Annotated in this window: 18 protein-coding genes and 1 other RNA gene; 4 read left to right on the top strand and 15 right to left on the bottom strand. The window is 62.2% G+C overall.

Annotated features, from left to right (window positions below; genetic code table 11):
* Positions 1-30: 30 nt before the first annotated feature.
* The 8 genes from tolB to ruvC all read right to left on the bottom strand — a co-directional run bounded on the left by tolB (position 31) and on the right by ruvC (position 6,650).
* Positions 31-1,332, bottom strand: a complete 1,302-nt coding sequence (tolB, locus tag V6617_RS04635) for a Tol-Pal system beta propeller repeat protein TolB (RefSeq protein ID WP_338609448.1) — start codon at positions 1,330-1,332, stop codon at positions 31-33.
* A gap of 181 nt (positions 1,333-1,513) precedes the next feature.
* Positions 1,514-2,623 carry a cell envelope integrity protein TolA gene (locus V6617_RS04630; protein ID WP_338609447.1) on the bottom strand — a complete coding sequence of 370 codons (1,110 nt, stop codon included), beginning with the start codon at positions 2,621-2,623 and terminating at the stop codon, positions 1,514-1,516.
* 3 nt (positions 2,624-2,626) lie between these two features.
* Positions 2,627-3,085 carry a biopolymer transporter ExbD gene (locus tag V6617_RS04625; protein WP_014131609.1) on the bottom strand — a complete coding sequence of 153 codons (459 nt, stop codon included), beginning with the start codon at positions 3,083-3,085 and terminating at the stop codon, positions 2,627-2,629.
* Entirely contained in the window at positions 3,085-3,789 is a 705-nt protein-coding gene (tolQ, locus tag V6617_RS04620) for a protein TolQ (RefSeq protein WP_338610633.1), read from the bottom strand. The genes V6617_RS04625 and tolQ overlap by 1 nt, the downstream gene beginning before the upstream one ends.
* Positions 3,790-4,028: 239 nt before the next feature.
* Positions 4,029-4,454 carry a tol-pal system-associated acyl-CoA thioesterase gene (gene ybgC, locus V6617_RS04615; protein WP_338609446.1) on the bottom strand — a complete coding sequence of 142 codons (426 nt, stop codon included), beginning with the start codon at positions 4,452-4,454 and terminating at the stop codon, positions 4,029-4,031.
* Entirely contained in the window at positions 4,451-5,491 is a 1,041-nt protein-coding gene (gene ruvB, locus V6617_RS04610; RefSeq protein WP_338609445.1) for a Holliday junction branch migration DNA helicase RuvB, read from the bottom strand. Before ruvB ends, ybgC begins: the two co-directional genes overlap by 4 nt.
* 41 nt (positions 5,492-5,532) lie before the next feature.
* Entirely contained in the window at positions 5,533-6,150 is a 618-nt protein-coding gene (ruvA, locus tag V6617_RS04605; RefSeq protein ID WP_338609444.1) for a Holliday junction branch migration protein RuvA, read from the bottom strand.
* Entirely contained in the window at positions 6,147-6,650 is a 504-nt protein-coding gene (gene ruvC, locus V6617_RS04600) for a crossover junction endodeoxyribonuclease RuvC (protein ID WP_338609443.1), read from the bottom strand. The genes ruvA and ruvC overlap by 4 nt, the downstream gene beginning before the upstream one ends.
* Before the next feature lie 184 nt (positions 6,651-6,834).
* Here ruvC and V6617_RS04595 point away from each other — a divergent pair, with 184 nt between their 5' ends.
* Complete coding sequence (locus V6617_RS04595; protein ID WP_338609441.1) at positions 6,835-7,659, top strand: GGDEF domain-containing protein; 825 nt, start codon at positions 6,835-6,837, stop codon at positions 7,657-7,659.
* Positions 7,660-7,705: 46 nt separating this feature from the next.
* On the opposite strand, the gene V6617_RS04590 is transcribed toward V6617_RS04595, so the two are convergent.
* From V6617_RS04590 to V6617_RS04570, 5 genes are all read right to left on the bottom strand, one after another.
* Entirely contained in the window at positions 7,706-8,452 is a 747-nt protein-coding gene (locus tag V6617_RS04590; RefSeq protein WP_338609440.1) for a YebC/PmpR family DNA-binding transcriptional regulator, read from the bottom strand.
* Between the two features lie 75 nt (positions 8,453-8,527).
* Positions 8,528-9,343 carry a TIGR00282 family metallophosphoesterase gene (locus V6617_RS04585; protein ID WP_338609439.1) on the bottom strand — a complete coding sequence of 272 codons (816 nt, stop codon included), beginning with the start codon at positions 9,341-9,343 and terminating at the stop codon, positions 8,528-8,530.
* Positions 9,340-9,930, bottom strand: coding sequence for a 5-formyltetrahydrofolate cyclo-ligase (locus V6617_RS04580; RefSeq protein ID WP_338609438.1), 591 nt, complete (start codon positions 9,928-9,930; stop codon positions 9,340-9,342). The genes V6617_RS04585 and V6617_RS04580 overlap by 4 nt, the downstream gene beginning before the upstream one ends.
* Positions 9,931-9,951: 21 nt before the next feature.
* Positions 9,952-10,110, bottom strand: a non-coding RNA gene (gene ssrS / locus V6617_RS04575) — 6S RNA.
* Positions 10,111-10,184: 74 nt separating this feature from the next.
* Positions 10,185-10,949: a hypothetical protein gene (locus V6617_RS04570; protein ID WP_338609437.1), complete on the bottom strand. Its 765-nt coding sequence runs from the start codon at positions 10,947-10,949 to the stop codon at positions 10,185-10,187.
* Positions 10,950-11,249: 300 nt separating this feature from the next.
* Here V6617_RS04570 and V6617_RS04565 point away from each other — a divergent pair, with 300 nt between their 5' ends.
* Entirely contained in the window at positions 11,250-11,750 is a 501-nt protein-coding gene (locus tag V6617_RS04565) for a DinB family protein (RefSeq protein WP_338609436.1), read from the top strand.
* Positions 11,751-11,817: 67 nt separating this feature from the next.
* Here V6617_RS04565 and V6617_RS04560 read toward each other — a convergent pair whose 3' ends face one another.
* Together V6617_RS04560 and V6617_RS04555 are read right to left on the bottom strand one after the other, a co-directional pair.
* Positions 11,818-12,207: a cell division protein ZapA gene (locus tag V6617_RS04560; protein WP_338609435.1), complete on the bottom strand. Its 390-nt coding sequence runs from the start codon at positions 12,205-12,207 to the stop codon at positions 11,818-11,820.
* On the bottom strand, positions 12,194-12,469 hold the full coding sequence (locus tag V6617_RS04555) for a DUF4164 family protein (RefSeq protein ID WP_338609433.1): 276 nt from the start codon (positions 12,467-12,469) through the stop codon (positions 12,194-12,196). The genes V6617_RS04560 and V6617_RS04555 overlap by 14 nt, the downstream gene beginning before the upstream one ends.
* 208 nt (positions 12,470-12,677) lie before the next feature.
* Between V6617_RS04555 and tkt the strand changes: the two genes are divergently transcribed.
* Together tkt and gap are read left to right on the top strand one after the other, a co-directional pair.
* On the top strand, positions 12,678-14,657 hold the full coding sequence (tkt, locus tag V6617_RS04550) for a transketolase (RefSeq protein WP_338609431.1): 1,980 nt from the start codon (positions 12,678-12,680) through the stop codon (positions 14,655-14,657).
* Between the two features lie 80 nt (positions 14,658-14,737).
* The gene (gene gap, locus V6617_RS04545; RefSeq protein ID WP_338609430.1) at positions 14,738-15,745 is read left to right on the top strand and encodes a type I glyceraldehyde-3-phosphate dehydrogenase; all 1,008 of its coding nucleotides are present in this window, start codon (positions 14,738-14,740) and stop codon (positions 15,743-15,745) included.
* Positions 15,746-15,747 lie beyond the last annotated feature (2 nt).

The raw sequence follows: 15,747 nt of genomic DNA, 5'->3' as shown, positions 1-15,747 counted from the left end.
CTTGCATGTGTTGCACGACTGCAATGGCCATTACGACAACAGCGGGCCCCAGGCCGGATCGGACGCGAAGCCCTCGGTGGGAACGCGCCGCTCGTTACGGCCCCAGATGTCGATGGAATAAAGCTGGGAACCGTCATTGCCACCGGGGTCACGGAAATACATCAAGACCCGGCCATTGGGCGCCCATGTGGGCCCCTCGGCGTGGTAGGAAGTGGCAAGGATACGCTCACCCGATCCATCCGGTCCCATGATGCCGATCGAGAACTGGCCACCCGACTGGCGGGTAAAGGCGATCAGATCGCCCTTGGGCGACCAGACCGGGGTCGAATAGGACCCGTCGCCATACGAAATCCGTTCCGCGCCACCACCGGCCGCCGACATCACGTAAATTTGCGGACGCCCGCCCCGATCGGATTCGAACGCAAGACGCTGCCCATCCGGCGAGTAGGAGGGCGAGGTGTCGATGGCCGAGCCCGTGGTGAGCTGCTGAGGCTGACTGCCCCCCAGATCCATCGCGTAGATATTGGTGACCGCGCCATTGCTGACCGAGAACACCAACCGGCGACCATCGGGCGAAAAACGCGGGGCAAAGCTCATCTGTCCGAACTGGCCGATGGACTGTGCCTGGCCTGTCGCCATGTTCACAACGAAAATGCCTGAAGAGGTCGGGCCGTCCAGGACCATATAGGCAATGAGCTGGCCGTCGGGCGACATGCGCGGGGTAAGGATCTGCTGGGCGCCATCGCTGAGATAGCGGATATTGGCGCCGTCCTGATCCATGATGGCCAGCCGCCGGACGCGGTTGGCGCGCGGGCCGCTTTCGGCCACGAACACGACGCGGGAGTCGAAATAGCCCGTTTCCCCGGTCAGCCCCGTGTAGACCGCGTCCGATGCGATATGGGCGATACGGCGCCATGAGCTTGCGTCCGTACCGTATGATTTTCCCGTTACCTGCGCGCCCGCCGTCGTGTCCCACAACCGCAGGCTCGACTGGATCTGTTCCGCGCGGTTAGCGTCCGCCATGATCACCGCGTCCGCGCCCGTCGAGCGCCAGGCGGGGAAATCGGGGGTCTGGCTGGGATCGCCCACCTGGGCGGGGTATCCGGCCGGATCGACCAGCCGGAACAGGCCCGAATTGGTCAAATTGTTGCGCACCACCTGCGCCACCTCGGCCCCGAAAGCCGCATCGGCGGAGGCGAAATTGGGGATGGCGATGGGCATGGGCGTGAAATTGCCGCCCGTCACCGTGATCTGCAATTGCGCCAGCACCGGACTTGCGGCCATCATCGCGGCGCCGGAAAGTCCCAGCCTGAGCGCAGTCCTGCGGGTCATCGAAATGTTTTCCACGTCAGTCTCCATGTTTGACGGCCTGTGCCGCCGCCTCGATCCGAAGGGTCAATCGGAGAGGCCAAATTGAGGTTGCCCCGATTATCGGCAAATCATGTCCGAATATCGGTGAGAGGTCAGTTTTGCACTCGTTATTGCATTTTGGCCACGCATTGATGTCGCTCGGTTAAAGGTCGCGCGGATCGAACGTCACGTCCACCTGCCGCCAGCTGTCGTATTTTTCTGCCGGCAGCATCGTATAGGGACCGCAGCGCTCAACGGCCCGCTGGGCGGCAAACGCTGTGGAACGCATGAGATCGTCGGTCAGCGCCGAGCGGATTTCAGTCGCTGAAACCGACCCGTCCCGGTTGAACGTAACCAAAACCCGCACCGTAAGCCCCGGCACGCTGAGCGCGCCCGGCGGCGGCGTCCAGCAGCGGCGCATGGCAGCGGCCAGCGCCGATTGCTCGGACTGGGTGAGCGTCGCAGACTGACCGCTGGGCGCTCCCAACGAGGATTGCCCACCTTCGCCTGTTGTGGCCCCGCGTGAGGTTTCCTCATTGATCAGATCGCCGATGCGGTCGGCAATGTCATCGGACACCTGGCTGGAGGGCTCCTGCGGCGTTGGGCTAGGCTCGGGCTGACGCTGCGCCTCGGCAAACTGCTCGCGCAGTTGCGACACCGACGACGTGACCTGCGGCGGTACCGGCGCAACAGGCTCCGGCTCGGGAGTTGGCTCGGGTTCAGGTTCGGGCTCTGGTTCGGGCTCCGGCTCTGGTTCCGGCTCCGGCTCAGGTTCTGGCTCCGGAACAGGTTCAGGCGCGGGCTCTGGCTCTGGTGCGGGCGTCGGCTCAGGCTCGGGAGCCGGTTCGGGTTCCGGCGTGGGCTCGGGACGCGGCGCCGGGGTGGGCGGCGGCGTGGGCTCGGGTTCCGGTTGAGGTTCAGGCTCCGGCTCGGGTTCCGGAGCAGGTTCGGGCGCCGGCGCTGTCTCAATAGTGGGCGCTGGAGACGGGGTATCGGAAATTTCGGGGTTGGGCTGATCTTCTTCGGTGTTGCCGGTGCGCTCGGCAAGCTCGGCCTCGGTTTCGGTATCGACGGCCGACGGTGTTTCGGTCTCGACGATCTCGCTTTGCAGGTTGCCCGCCTGGATATTTGAAAATTCCGAAATCGGGACGAGATCGACCGAAATCGCCGAATCCATGTTCGGATCGAGCCGCTCGACGCTCGAGAGCTGCACGAGGGTGAGCCCGATAATGGCGATATGGCCGACGACCGATACGGTGGTCCCGATCCGCATGGACTATTGCCCCGAGCTGTCGGCAGTCGGCTGCTGCGTGATCAATCCGATACGCGAATATCCGGCCGACGAAAGCGTGCCCATGACGTCCATCACGGTGCCGTAGCTGGCAGAGGTGTCTCCCCGCACATAAATCCGGTCTTCAGTCGATTCCGCGAGCGCGGAAACGGCGTCCACCAGCGCGGAAGACACCACCGGCTCGTCATCGACAAAAATCTCACCCTCGGGGGTAACCGAAACCATGATCGGGGTGCGCGGCGTCTGCAACTCGCCCGCCGATGACTGCGGCAGATCGACCGCGACCCCCGCCGTCATCATCGGAGCGGCGACCATGAACACGATGAGCAGCACCAGCACCACGTCCACAAAGGGCGTGACGTTGATTTCGCTCATCATGGCCCTGCGCTGGCCGCGACGGCGGCGGCGTCCGCCCCCGCTTCCGCCTGCAACACCCATGCCCATTATTTGCGGCTCCGCGCTTCGAGCTGGCGGCCCAGAATGGCCGCGAATTCATCGGCAAAGCCTTCAAGCCGGCCAACCAGCTTGTTGGCATCGCCCGAGAGCTTGTTGTAGGCGATAACCGCCGGAATGGCCGCCACAAGGCCGATGGCCGTGGCAAAAAGCGCTTCGGCGATGGGGCCGGCGACAACGCCAAGGCTGGCGCTTTGCGAGGCCGCAATGGACGAAAAGGCGTTCATGATGCCCCAGACGGTGCCGAACAAGCCGATAAACGGGGCCGCCGAGCCCACGGTCGCCAGAAACGAAAGCCGGCTTTCAAGCTGTTCGCTTTCGCGCGCGATGGCCACGTCGAGCACCTTGTCGAGCCGCGCCTGCACGCCGACATAACTCGAGGCGTTCTGTTCGTGGCTGCGCTTCCATTCCTTCATCGCTGCAACGAACACCGCCGCCAGCCCGCTGGTGGGGCGCTGGGAGAGCGTCTGATAGAGCTCTTCGAGCGACTGGCCCGACCAGAAGGTCTTTTCGAACTGGTTCATGTCCGACCGCACGCGGGTGAATTTGAGCGATTTGTCGATGATGATGGCCCAGCACCAGATCGACGCGGCCAGAAGGCCGAGCATCACCAGCTTGACGACGATGTCGGCCATCAGAAACAGGCCGATGGGCGAAAAATCGGTGTGCGCCGCCGCGCTGCCCACTGCGTCCATAGCTTCCATTATGAGTGTTCCTCGGAGAAAAAACCTTGCCGATGGGTGCCCCGCCGCCAGCAACACCCGATGCAATCGCGGTCAAATTTGTCAAAATTAACGCCGCGTGCAGAAAAGTGGTCCCACTTTTCGTCGTCAAAGCGACGCAGGTTGAATTTCGACAAATGCCCGCGATCGGGTCACCGCGACGCAGCAGGGCCGCTTGCCCCATTTATGGTCAAGGAAAGGTTAAGAAGCGCTCAACGCCGATCAAGTAGGGCGCGAAGGGCTGCTGGCAGGCGGACCGGCCGCCCCGCGGCGTTGAGCAAAACCGCCTGGACCTGCGCCCGACAGATGATTTCTGCGTCGCGCTTTATCGATTGCGCCAGAGCAAACCGCGCCCCGCCGGCCGCGGCCATTTCCGTTGTGACCTCGAGCAGATCGTCGATACGGGCGGGTCTGTCGTAGGAAATGGTCATTTCACGCACCGCGAAGGCGAGGCCCTCGGCGATCAATTGAGAGTGATGGATGCCATGGGCGCGCAAAAATTCGGTCCGTGCCCGCTCGAAAAATTTCAGATACGCGGCGTGATAGACATTGGTGGAAAAATCGGTGTCCTCGAAATAGACCCGCACCGGAAAGCGGTGGAGGCCATCGGCCCCGATTTCGCCGCCGAAAACGCTCACTCCCCGCTCTCCTCCTCGAACAGGCTCGCCTGCAGGCCGGCAAAGCCCTGCGGGACGGCATAGCCCATGTGCTGGAAAGAGAGCGCCGTCATCATCCGTCCACGCGGGGTGCGCTGGATGAACCCCTGCTGGATGAGATAGGGCTCAACGATTTCCTCGATGGCATCGCGCGGTTCGGACAGCGCGGCCGAAATGGTTTCGATGCCGACCGGCCCGCCGCCATAAAATTCGGCAATTGTCGTAAGATAGCGCCGGTCGAGCTGATCGAGCCCCCTGGCATCGACATCGAGCCGCAACAGCGCCTTGTCGGCGACCTTGCGGTTGATCTCGGCCGCACCCTCGACAAGCGCGAAATCGGTGACCCGGCGCAACAGACGCCCCGCAATGCGCGGCGTGCCGCGCGAGCGGCGAGCGACTTCCAGCGCGCCGTCCGAGGTCATGGCCATGCCCATCAGCCGCGCACCGCGCTCGACGATCTGGACCAGCTCTTGGGGCGTGTAAAAATTCAATCGCACCGGAATGCCGAACCGGTCGCGCAAGGGTGTGGTCAAAAGTCCGGCCCGGGTCGTTGCGCCCACAAGGGTGAACTTGGCCAGATCGATCCGCACCGAGCGCGCCGCCGGGCCCTCCCCGATGATCAGATCGAGCTGGAAATCCTCCATCGCCGGATAGAGAATTTCCTCGACCGCCGGGCTGAGACGGTGGATTTCGTCGATGAACAAGACGTCGCGCTCTTCGAGATTGGTCAAAAGCGCGGCCAGATCCCCCGCCTTGGCGATGACCGGACCGGACGTGGCGCGAAAGCCTACGCCAAGCTCGCGCGAAATGATCTGGGCGAGCGTGGTCTTGCCCAGCCCTGGCGGGCCGACGAACAACACATGATCAAGTGCCGCCTGCCGCTGCTTTGCGGCTTCGATGAACACCTGCAGATTGGCGCGCGCCGCCTCCTGCCCGATAAACTCGGAAAACCCCGAGGGGCGCAGGGAAACATCGAGACTGTCGTCGCGGCCTTCAGCGGCATTGGTGAGATCGGTCATATTGGTTTGCTATTGCCCCCGGCGCCCGATTGCAACGGACCTCACGAACTCAATTCCCGCAGCCCCAGCCGGATGAGCTTTTCGGTGGGCGTGTCCTCGCCCTCTTTGGCCACGACCCGCGCCAGCGCGCTTGAGGCCTGCGCCTGTCCGTAGCCCAGATTGACCAGTGCCGAGACGGCATCCGACACATTGCCCGTGGCGAGCCCTTCGCCCAAAGCGGTCTGCAGGCCCATCGCTCCTGCATCGATGGCGACACCGGCGGGAACCTTGCCCTTGAGCTCGGACACGATGCGCTGGGCCAGCTTGGGGCCGACCCCGGATGCGCGGCCCACCATGGCCTTGTCCTGGAGCGCGATGGCCGAGGAAAGATCGGAAGGCGAAAGGATCGACAAAATGCCCAGCGCGACGCGTGAGCCAACGCCCTGAACGGTCATCAACAATTTGAACCAGTTCTTTTCACCCTCGGTGGCAAAACCGTAAAGCCGGATCATGTCCTCGCGCACGATCATTTCAATAAACAGCACGGCCGCTTCGCCCACCCGGGGCAGCGCCTGCAGGGTGCGGCCCGAGCAATGGGCTTCGTAACACACGCCATTGACGTCGATCAGCGCGGTGTCATCGCCGAGCGTTTCGATGATGCCCTTGAGTTTGCCGATCATGCGCTCTTTGCCAGTTTGCGGTGTTGACGATGGTGGGCATGGCAAATGGCGATTGCCAGGGCATCAGCCGCGTCGGCCGATTTAAAATTGGCGGCGGGCATCAGTGTCTTGACCATCAATTCGATCTGCTTTTTTTCCGCGTGCCCAGTCCCGACCACCGATTTCTTGACCAGGTTGGCCGAATATTCACCCACCGGAAGACCCATTGAAGCCGGAGTCATCACCGCAATGCCGCGCGCCTGTCCGAGCAGCAGCGTGGAACGCGCGCCGGCATTGACAAAGGTTTCCTCCACGGCGGCCTCGGCCGGGTGATGTTCGGCGATCAGCCGCATCAGCCCTTCGTGGAGATGGACGAGGCGCAGGGAAAGCTCCTGGTCGACGGCCGGCGTCAGAACCCCGCAGGCGATAAACCGCAGACGGTTTCCCTCAGCCTCGATGATGCCCCAGCCGGTGCGCCGCAGCCCCGGATCGATCCCCATGATTCGCACGATATTCAACATGCCCCAAATTAGCCCGTTCCCATCAGCCTACCAAGCGCAAAGTGAACAAACCAAAAACATCCCCATCTTATCCCCCGACTTCACAATATCCGGCGCGGCTCCAATTTTCCCGTTCCCGGCAAGATTGTGTTCACCCCTTACCCGCTAGGTTGCCCCCGGGCGCAAATACTTTCGGTACATATCCATGGCACGAGAATTCAGACTGCCTCGGCAGGCCTGGGCGGGCATCATTGGACGCACGCTCGGTCACATGGCGGTCGCCGTCGTGATTTCAGTGGTGATTTCCTACATCATTCTCGAAGTGTTCTCCCAGGGCATCGGCCAAATCGGTCTGATCGTTGCCATCATCGCCCCGCTCGCGCTGGGCGGCCCGATGGTTTTCTACCTGTCTGTCCGTCAGTTCGAACTGCAGATGGCCTATGACAGGCTCGAGGCGGCAGCGGCGCGCGACAGCCTGACCAATTGCCTCAATCATGGCGCCTTCGTCGATGCGGTCAGCCTTGCTCTGGCCGACGAGCAGGCCGGCGGCGGCACGCTGCTTGTCATCGACGCCGATCACTTCAAATCGATCAACGACCGTTACGGCCATGCCAGTGGAGATACCGCGCTCAAGCTCATCGTCGCCGCCATCCGCTCCTCGGTCGGGTCCCTCGATATCATCGGCCGGCTCGGCGGCGAGGAATTCGGCGTCTTTCTTCCCGCGGCCAATGCCGAACAGGCCCAGCGCACCGCCGAGACCATTCGCCAATCGGTCCAGATGATCGAATTCGATGCGGCAGGCACCAAGGCCTGCGTCCTGTCGGTGAGCATAGGCGGCGCCGTTGCCGCCGAACCGGTCGATTTTGGCGTCATCTTCAAAAGCGCCGACGAACAGCTTTACAAGGTCAAGGAATCCGGACGCAACGGCGTCAGCCTCGTGGTGCTGCTGCCCCGCCCCACAGCGACCACGGCGATCAAAGAGCCGACCGGGCTGGTCTATCGCGGGCAGGAAGTCAAACGCATCGCATGAAAAAGGCGGCCGTCAGGGCCGCCTCTCAATACAGCATTTGCGCCGGTCAGGCCGAAAGCTTGGCCATGTCCTCGTCGCTCATCTCGAAATTGGCATAGACGTTCTGGACGTCGTCGTCGTCGTCGAGATTGTCGATCATGCGCATCAGGCTCGCACCCTTGTCGGCATCGACCGGCGTATTGGTCTGCGGCTTGAACACGGCCTTGACGCTTTCGGCCTCCCCCAGAGCCGCTTCGAGCGCTGTGGAAACCTCACCGATATCTTCAAAGGCGCAATAGATCGTGTGGCCCTCTTCGTCGGACTGCACGTCCTCGGCCCCGGCCTCGATGGCCGCTTCCATGACCGTATCGGCATCACCGGCCTTGGCGGGATAATAGATTTCCCCGACCCGGTCGAACATGAAGGCGACCGATCCGGATTCCCCCATTGCGCCGCCGGCCTTTGAAAAGATGGCGCGCACGTTCGACGCCGTGCGGTTGCGGTTGTCGGTGAGCGCTTCGACGATAACGGCAACCCCGCCGGGGCCGTAGCCCTCGTAGCGGACCTCTTCGTAATTGTCGCCGTCTCCGCCCTGCGCCTTCTTGATGGCGCGTTCGATATTGTCCTTGGGCATGGACTGGGCCTTGGCGTTGTTGACCGCCAGGCGCAAACGCGGGTTCATCGCCGGATCGGGCATGCCCGACTTTGCGGCGACGGTGATCTCACGCGCCAGCTTGGAAAAGATTTTCGAGCGCACCGCGTCCTGACGGCCCTTGCGGTGCATGATGTTCTTGAACTGTGAATGGCCGGCCATGGTCGGACAGTTCCCTGTTTGGTCGTTAAAATGAGATTGGCGGGTTATAGGGGAGCGATCCGGAGAAATAAAGCCTCAGAATTGGGGCAGCGCTTGCGAGAGCGACCCACCGATACGCACGGGCTGGATTTGCGTGCACAGCCCCGAGCCTCTGTCTGTCTCGATTGCAACGCCGCACAGCGTGGCCTCACCCTCGGACGGCGTGAACCGCGCCCTGGCCAAACCGGTGACGAACCGGTTGAGGGGTTCTTCGAGCTCCATGCCGATCACGCTGTCATAATCCCCGCACATGCCCGCATCGCTCATCAGTCCCGTTCCGCCGCGCAGGATGCGGTGATCGGAGGTCGGGATGTGGGTGTGAGTGCCCACCACCAGTGAAACCCGGCCATCGAGGTAATGGCCCATGCCCTGCATTTCCGAGGTCGCCTCGGCGTGAAAATCGACGACGATGGCATCGGCCTGCTCACCCAGCGGGCAGCTGGCGATGGCATTGTCGACAGCGCGGAACGGATCGTCCATGGGCGGCATGAACACCCGGCCCAGCGCATTGACCACTAGCACCTGATGGCCGTTGCGGCCCGTAATCATTGTGGCGCCGCGGCCCGGCGCCCCGGGGGGAAAATTGATCGGCCGGATCAGGGTGTCGTGGCGCTCGATTGCCGTCATCAACTCGCGCTGGTCGAAAGCATGATCGCCCAGCGTCACCACATCGGCGCCCGCGTCGCGTAACAGCTCGTAATGGGCCTCGGTGATGCCGCGCCCGTGGCTGGCATTCTCGCCATTGACGATGACGAAATCGAACCGGCATTGCTCGATCAGGTCGGGAAGCCGCTCGGCCACCACATCCCGGCCGGCCCGCCCCATAACGTCGCCCAGAAACAAAAGCCTCATGCGTCCTCGAAGCGGCGCAGGCCGGTCTCGGTGACCAGCAGGTCGAGTGGCAGGTCATGATCGAGCCGGGGAATGAAATCGAGTTCCTGGGCCGAGAACGCATAACCGACAAGCAGCGGTTTTTTGCTCATGGCGGCGAGCGTTCTGTCGTAATAGCCCTTGCCATAGCCCAGCCGCGTACCGAGGCTGTCGAAGGCCAGAAGCGGAATGACGACAATATCGGGTGTGACGATGGGCGCGGTTTCAGCTGGAGCGAGCGTTCCAAAACCCGAGGGATAGAGCGGCTGACCGTCTTCCCAGAGCCGCAACTCGAGCGGCTCGTCCTCGCCGGTCACCACTGGCAGGGCGATTTTCTGGCCCGAATCCATGAGCCGGGTCAGAAGCGGCTTGCAATCGATCTCGTCACGGATCGGCCAATAGAGCGCGACAATCTGATCTGAATGCAGCGGCACGCCCTCGAGAAAGACATCGGCCGCCAGTTTGGATGCGTCGGCACGGTCGTCCTGGGGAACGGCCAGACGCCGGGCAAGGGCCTCTTGCCGAAGTGTTGCCTTTTGCTCTTCAAGCTGGGCTTCGCTATCGGTCAAGCCGCTCACTTTCCTTTAAAATCTTGTGCCGCCCTGGCCGTGGGATGTGTCGATCCCGGGAACCTACGTTAGTAGGTGGGCGCCGTTTGTCCAAGCCCACGGGCCTGGTCAGGGACAGCTCCCTTTAGGATCGATAAGGCCCCGGGGATGCAGTATCCTACACGAACCGGGCAGCACGCGATCATATAGGCCTTTGTGAGCGTCCCGAAAAGTGGGTAAGGACCAAATGTTTTCCAGCCCGGCGGGCCGCAGCCCTATTGGGCCGGTACCGGATGGAGTGCGCTGCGCTCGACGGCAAGTGTTCGGGCGGAAAAAGCAAGACCAACACTGTCCCATGCGCGGGCGATATGGTCGGTCAGAGCATAGAAAAACAGCGTCAGCCCCACGATCTCAAGCCCCTCCTCGATCAGGATGGATATCGAATAGGCCACGGTCTCCTTGCCCGTGGCACTTTCGACGGCGCCGCCCACCAGTTCCATCCCCAGCGCACCGCCGACATAGGCCCCGCCGGCGATGGTGAACAGGACGGCGGTGCGGCGCGGCAGGCGCAAGAGGAAAGGCAGGTAATAAGCGCCGATCAATGCCACCGCGATGGCGCCGGGAATGACCCAGGAATAATACAATATCCCGGTGAGATCGAAGGCGTTGCGCAGCGGCATCATCAGCGATTCGTGAAAGCTCGCCGCCTCATCGATTGCCATAAGGCAGAAGATGACCCCCAGTATGGTCCAGCGCCGCGCATCCACTCCCCCGGTCTGGCGCACTGTACGCCCCATGACCATCAGGGTTGCCCCGATCGCCAGGATCAGGACGGCTGAATAAAATGCTGGCAGCGACAACTCGGCATCGAGCGCTATGTGGCGCAATTCCTTGAGCGGCGTGTCCAGCCCGATCCGGCCAATGACGATTTCGCGCACAATGCCCAGAGCGATGATGACCGCCGAAATTTTGGCAACCCATTGCGCGCAACGCGTGAGATCAATGGAAAGAACAGGCGCTTGTGATGCGCTGACAGACATGGCGATACCCCGTTTTCAAGGCGGTGCGGCCAAGTTCAATTGCCCGAAATGCGTTTTTTTGTATCCGCACAGCCCCATTTCCGATCGCATTAACGGATCGGATTGTTACCCAATCAAAGGATAACCAACATGACATGTCCATCAATCCGGGGATAAATGGTAAACAACGGACTGCAGGAACCGCAGACCCGGCACGAAGAAATGCCCGAAATATCCCTGCTTATGTCAGCATTATTGACATAAATACAATCCTGCACATAACATTGGTCAACGCCTGCAGGTCACCATGGGAGCAGCCCGATGATTACGCCCGAATATGCGCGCACCATGGCGCGCTACAATGCCGAACTCAACCGCCGCGTTTATGGGGCTGCGCTGCGGCTTTCCGATGCTCAGCGCCGCTCAGACGAGGGGGCTTTCTGGAAATCGATCCACGGCACGCTGTCTCATCTCTACTGGGCCGACCGCATCTGGCTTTCCCGCTTCGGCGCCGCGCAGGCACCGGACGTGCCAATTGCACGCAGCGCAACCATGATCGAGGACTTCAACAGTCTGTGGGCACAGCGGCAGGACCTCGACCAGGTCCTGATCGAATGGGCCGATGCCATGACGCCCGAGGCGATCGCAGGCGATCTGTCCTGGCACAGCGGGGCAGTCGGACGTGACATGTCAAAGCCGCGCGCGCTGCTCATCATGCAGATCTTCAATCACCAGACCCACCACCGCGGTCAGGTCCACGCGCTGATCACCCGGTTTGGCGAAAAGACAGGCGATACCGACCTGCCATTCGTGCTGCCCTGACGGGCAAGGGCCTTAAACCCGTCCAAGCCATTGCACGCAGTACACGCCGGCGACCGCGCCCGATCGCTCACGAGTTGCCCTGAGGCTCCTGACCGGCAGCATCGACGGCGGTTGCTATCGATTCGATACGGCGGGCGACATCGGCCAGCTTGGCGGCGAACTTGCTTTCCATGGTTTCGGCCTCGGCGGCCACGTCGTTGCCCGCCTTGGTCACCGTCTGCAGTTCGCCCCGCAGCTGCTCGAGCTTGCGCTCGGCCTCGACAAGCTCATCGACCACCGCAATCCCGGCCATGACCGTAAGCCGGTTATCGCCGATCTCGCCGAACGTGCCCTTGTAATCGTCGATATAGCTGTTGAACCGGGTGGCCAGGGACGAGAGGTGGGTTTCCTGCCCGTCCTCGCACGCCATGCGGTATTTGCGGCCATTGATTTCGACACTGACTTCAGCCACGGGCATCTCCCTCTTCGAGCACTGAACGCACGCTGGTCAGCGCCTCCTCGATGCGCCTGGAAACCGTCTCGGCGGCCTGGTCGAGCCGTTCGGCCCGCGCATTGGCCCGGTCGAGGTCTCCGGCCAGCCGCTGGCTGTCGGCCTGAAGCTGGGACGATGTGCGCAGCCGTCCCGACAGCGAGCGGACCGATGTGTCGAGCCGGTTGAGCGCCCGGTCGAGCCGTTCGATGGCTGTGGTAAAGCTCTCTCCGGTCGATGGCGATGTCACTTTGGGCGCGTCCTTCGAATCCATTGCCTCTGGTGCCCACAATAACCCCAAAAGTGGCGGAAATGGCAAGGGCACCAACCCCCGGGCAAGACGGCCCCGACATTGACTCGTTAACCGGACCTGTTATGTGTCTGCCTCGCGCGACCGGGCCGTCTCGTGCGGACCGCCGCATCGCCATTTTTCCTAACGTCGAACGCTTCGGGATATCATGACAGACAGAGCCAAACACGATGCCATGGCCAATGCCATTCGCGCCCTTTCCATGGACGCCGTGCAGGCCGCCAATTCCGGCCATCCGGGACTGCCCATGGGCGGCGCCGACATCGCCACCGTGCTGTTCACAAAGATCATGAAATTCGACCCCAAGGCCCCCCACTGGCCGGACCGCGACCGGTTCGTGCTCTCGGCGGGCCACGGCTCGATGCTGCTCTATTCCTCGCTCTATCTTCTGGGCTACGAGGACATGACGCTCGACGACATCAAGAATTTTCGCCAGCTCGGTTACAAGACTGCCGGCCATCCCGAATACGGCCACGCCGACGGCATCGAAACAACCACGGGGCCGCTGGGCCAGGGCCTTGGCAATTCGGTCGGCATGGCGATCGCCGAAGCCCATCTCAACGCCGAATACGGCGACGACCTGGTCAACCATTTCACCTACGTCTATGCCGGTGACGGGTGCCTTATGGAAGGCATTGCCCAGGAATCGATCTCGCTGGCCGGGCATCTGAAACTCAACAAGCTTATCGTCATCTGGGATAACAACGACATCACCATCGACGGCAAGGTCTCGATGGCCGATTCCACCGACCAGATCGCCCGCTTCAAGGCTGTCGGCTGGAACACGATGGAAATCGACGGTCACGATCCCGACCAGATCGAAAAGGCACTAAAGGACGCCCAGAAGTCCGACAAGCCGACGCTCATTGCTGCCAAGACCACGATCGGCTTCGGTTCGCCCAACAAGGCCGGCACCGCCAAGGCGCACGGCTCCCCGCTCGGAACCGACGAAATTGCACTGGCCAAGGCCGAGCTCGGCTGGAAATACGGCCCGTTCGAGGTGCCCGAAGATTTGATGGACGCATGGCGGCTTGCGGGCAACCGCGGCACCAAGGCGCGCAGCGCCTGGACCGAACGCCTCAATGCCGCAGATGCCGAGACCAAGGGTGAATTCGAGCGCCGCATGCGCGGCGATCTGCCTGAAGCGCTCAAGACGGCGATGGCCAGCTACAAGCACAAGCTCGCCGAGGAAAAGCCCAAGCTCGCCACCCGCGCCTCCTCCCAGAAGGCGCTCGAAGTCATCAATGGCGCCATGCCCGAAACCCTCGGTGGTTCGGCCGATCTGACCGGCTCGAACAATACCAATACCTCCCAGACCCTGCCGCTGACCGCCAACGATTATTCGGGCCGCTATGTCCATTACGGTATCCGCGAGCACGGCATGGTTTCGGCCATGAACGGAATTGCGCTCCATGGCGGGCTCTACCCCTATGGCGGCACCTTTCTGACCTTTACCGATTACTGCCGCCCCTCGATCCGGCTTGCCGCCCTGATGGGCATCCGGGTCGGGCTCGTCATGACCCATGATTCCATCGGTCTGGGCGAAGACGGGCCGACCCATCAGCCGGTCGAGCATCTGGCAGCCCTCAGGGCCATCCCCGGCCTTCTGGTCTTCCGCCCCGCCGACGCCATGGAAGCGGCCGAATGCTGGGAAATCGCCCTCGAACGCTTCAAGCAGCCTTCGGTGCTCGCGCTTTCGCGCCAGAACCTGCCGGCATTGCGCACCGAATACTCCAAAGACAACCAGTGCCTGCGCGGCGCGTATTCGATCTGGGGTGACAAGGACGCCGACGTCGTCATCTTCGGCACCGGCTCGGAAACCCAGCTTGCCGTCGAAGCCGCCAAGGAGCTGACCGACGAGGGCATTTCGGCCCGCGCGGTATCGGTGCCTTCGATGGAGTTGTTTTGGGCCCAGTCCGACGATTACAAACGTACGGTGTTTGGCAAGGCGCGGGCCCGCGTCGCCATCGAGGCGGGCATCGAGATGGGGTGGTCCAAATTCCTCGGCGAGAAGGGCCGCTTTGTCGGCATGACCGGGTTCGGTGCCTCGGGCGAGATCAACGCGCTCTACAACCACTTCGGTATTACAACCAAAGCCGCTGTTGAAGCGGCCAAAGCCCAACTTTAAGAGACTTTCAAATCCCGAGGGGCGTGTTCAGCGCCCCTTTTTCCTCCCGTTCGGCATATCCATACTCAAGGAGTAGCTCCATGACCGTCCGCGTCGCCATCAACGGATTTGGCCGCATCGGCCGCAACGTCCTGCGCGCCATCATCGAATCCGGCCGCACCGACATCGAGGTCGTTGCCATCAACGACCTCGGGCCGGTGGAAACCAATGCCCACCTGATCCGCTACGATTCGGTGCATGGCCGCTTTCCCGGCACCGTGACGGTTTCAGGCGATACGATCGACGTGGGCCGTGGCCCGATCAAGGTGACTGCCGTGCGCAATCCTGCCGAACTGCCTCATGGGGAGATGGGCGTCGATATCGTGATGGAATGCACGGGCATTTTCACCTCCAAGGAAAAGGCCTCGGCCCATCTCGAAGCCGGCGCCAAGAAAGTGATCGTTTCGGCACCCGCCGAAGGCGCGGACCTGACGGTGGTCTATGGCGTCAACCACGACAAGCTTTCGCCCGAGCATTCGGTGATCTCGAACGCCTCGTGCACCACCAACTGCCTGGCCCCGGTCGCCTATGTCCTCAATGAAGCCGTGGGCATCGAAAAAGGCTTCATGACCACGATCCACTCCTACACCGGTGACCAGCCCACGCTCGACACCATGCACAAGGATCTCTATCGCGGTCGCGCCGCGGCGCTCTCGATGATCCCCACCACCACGGGCGCCGCCAAGGCCGTGGGCCTGGTGTTGCCCGAACTCAATGGTAAGCTCGACGGCACCTCGATCCGCGTGCCGACCCCCAATGTGTCGGTGGTGGACTTCAAGTTCATCGCCAAAAGGACAACTTCGGTCGAGGAAATCAACACGGCGATCAAGACCGCTGCCGAGGGCAAGCTCAAGGGTATCCTGGGCTTTACCAACGAAAAGCTGGTGTCGACCGATTTCAACCACGATCCCCATTCCTCGATCTTTCACATGGACCAGACCAAGGTCATGGAAGGCACTTTCGTGCGTATCCTGTCCTGGTACGACAATGAATGGGGGTTCTCCAACCGCATGAGCGACACCGCCGTGGCGTTTGGCAAGGTGCTCTGAGC

This window comes from Pelagibacterium nitratireducens, from assembly GCF_037044555.1.
GTDB classification, from domain to species: domain Bacteria; phylum Pseudomonadota; class Alphaproteobacteria; order Rhizobiales; family Devosiaceae; genus Pelagibacterium; species Pelagibacterium nitratireducens.
Note: the sequence above shows the minus strand (reverse complement) of the source record. Positions and strands in the feature narration are given on the sequence as shown.

Excerpts from the sequence above, each read along its gene's own strand:
- V6617_RS04570 (WP_338609437.1), bottom strand. The coding sequence starts at position 10,949 with ATGTCTGTCAGCGCATCACAAGCGCCTGTTCTTTCCATTGATCTCACG.
- V6617_RS04560 (WP_338609435.1), bottom strand. The coding sequence starts at position 12,207 with ATGCCCGTGGCTGAAGTCAGTGTCGAAATCAATGGCCGCAAATACCGC.
- V6617_RS04565 (WP_338609436.1), top strand. The coding sequence starts at position 11,250 with ATGATTACGCCCGAATATGCGCGCACCATGGCGCGCTACAATGCCGAA.
- ruvB (WP_338609445.1), bottom strand. The coding sequence starts at position 5,491 with ATGACCGATCTCACCAATGCCGCTGAAGGCCGCGACGACAGTCTCGAT.
- tolB (WP_338609448.1), bottom strand. The coding sequence starts at position 1,332 with ATGACCCGCAGGACTGCGCTCAGGCTGGGACTTTCCGGCGCCGCGATG.
- tolQ (WP_338610633.1), bottom strand. The coding sequence starts at position 3,789 with ATGGACGCAGTGGGCAGCGCGGCGGCGCACACCGATTTTTCGCCCATC.
- ruvC (WP_338609443.1), bottom strand. The coding sequence starts at position 6,650 with ATGTTGAATATCGTGCGAATCATGGGGATCGATCCGGGGCTGCGGCGC.
- tkt (WP_338609431.1), top strand. The coding sequence starts at position 12,678 with ATGACAGACAGAGCCAAACACGATGCCATGGCCAATGCCATTCGCGCC.
- ruvA (WP_338609444.1), bottom strand. The coding sequence starts at position 6,150 with ATGATCGGCAAACTCAAGGGCATCATCGAAACGCTCGGCGATGACACC.
- V6617_RS04630 (WP_338609447.1), bottom strand. The coding sequence starts at position 2,623 with ATGCGGATCGGGACCACCGTATCGGTCGTCGGCCATATCGCCATTATC.
- gap (WP_338609430.1), top strand. The coding sequence starts at position 14,738 with ATGACCGTCCGCGTCGCCATCAACGGATTTGGCCGCATCGGCCGCAAC.
- V6617_RS04590 (WP_338609440.1), bottom strand. The coding sequence starts at position 8,452 with ATGGCCGGCCATTCACAGTTCAAGAACATCATGCACCGCAAGGGCCGT.
- V6617_RS04625 (WP_014131609.1), bottom strand. The coding sequence starts at position 3,085 with ATGGGCATGGGTGTTGCAGGCGGAAGCGGGGGCGGACGCCGCCGCCGT.
- V6617_RS04595 (WP_338609441.1), top strand. The coding sequence starts at position 6,835 with ATGGCACGAGAATTCAGACTGCCTCGGCAGGCCTGGGCGGGCATCATT.
- V6617_RS04585 (WP_338609439.1), bottom strand. The coding sequence starts at position 9,343 with ATGAGGCTTTTGTTTCTGGGCGACGTTATGGGGCGGGCCGGCCGGGAT.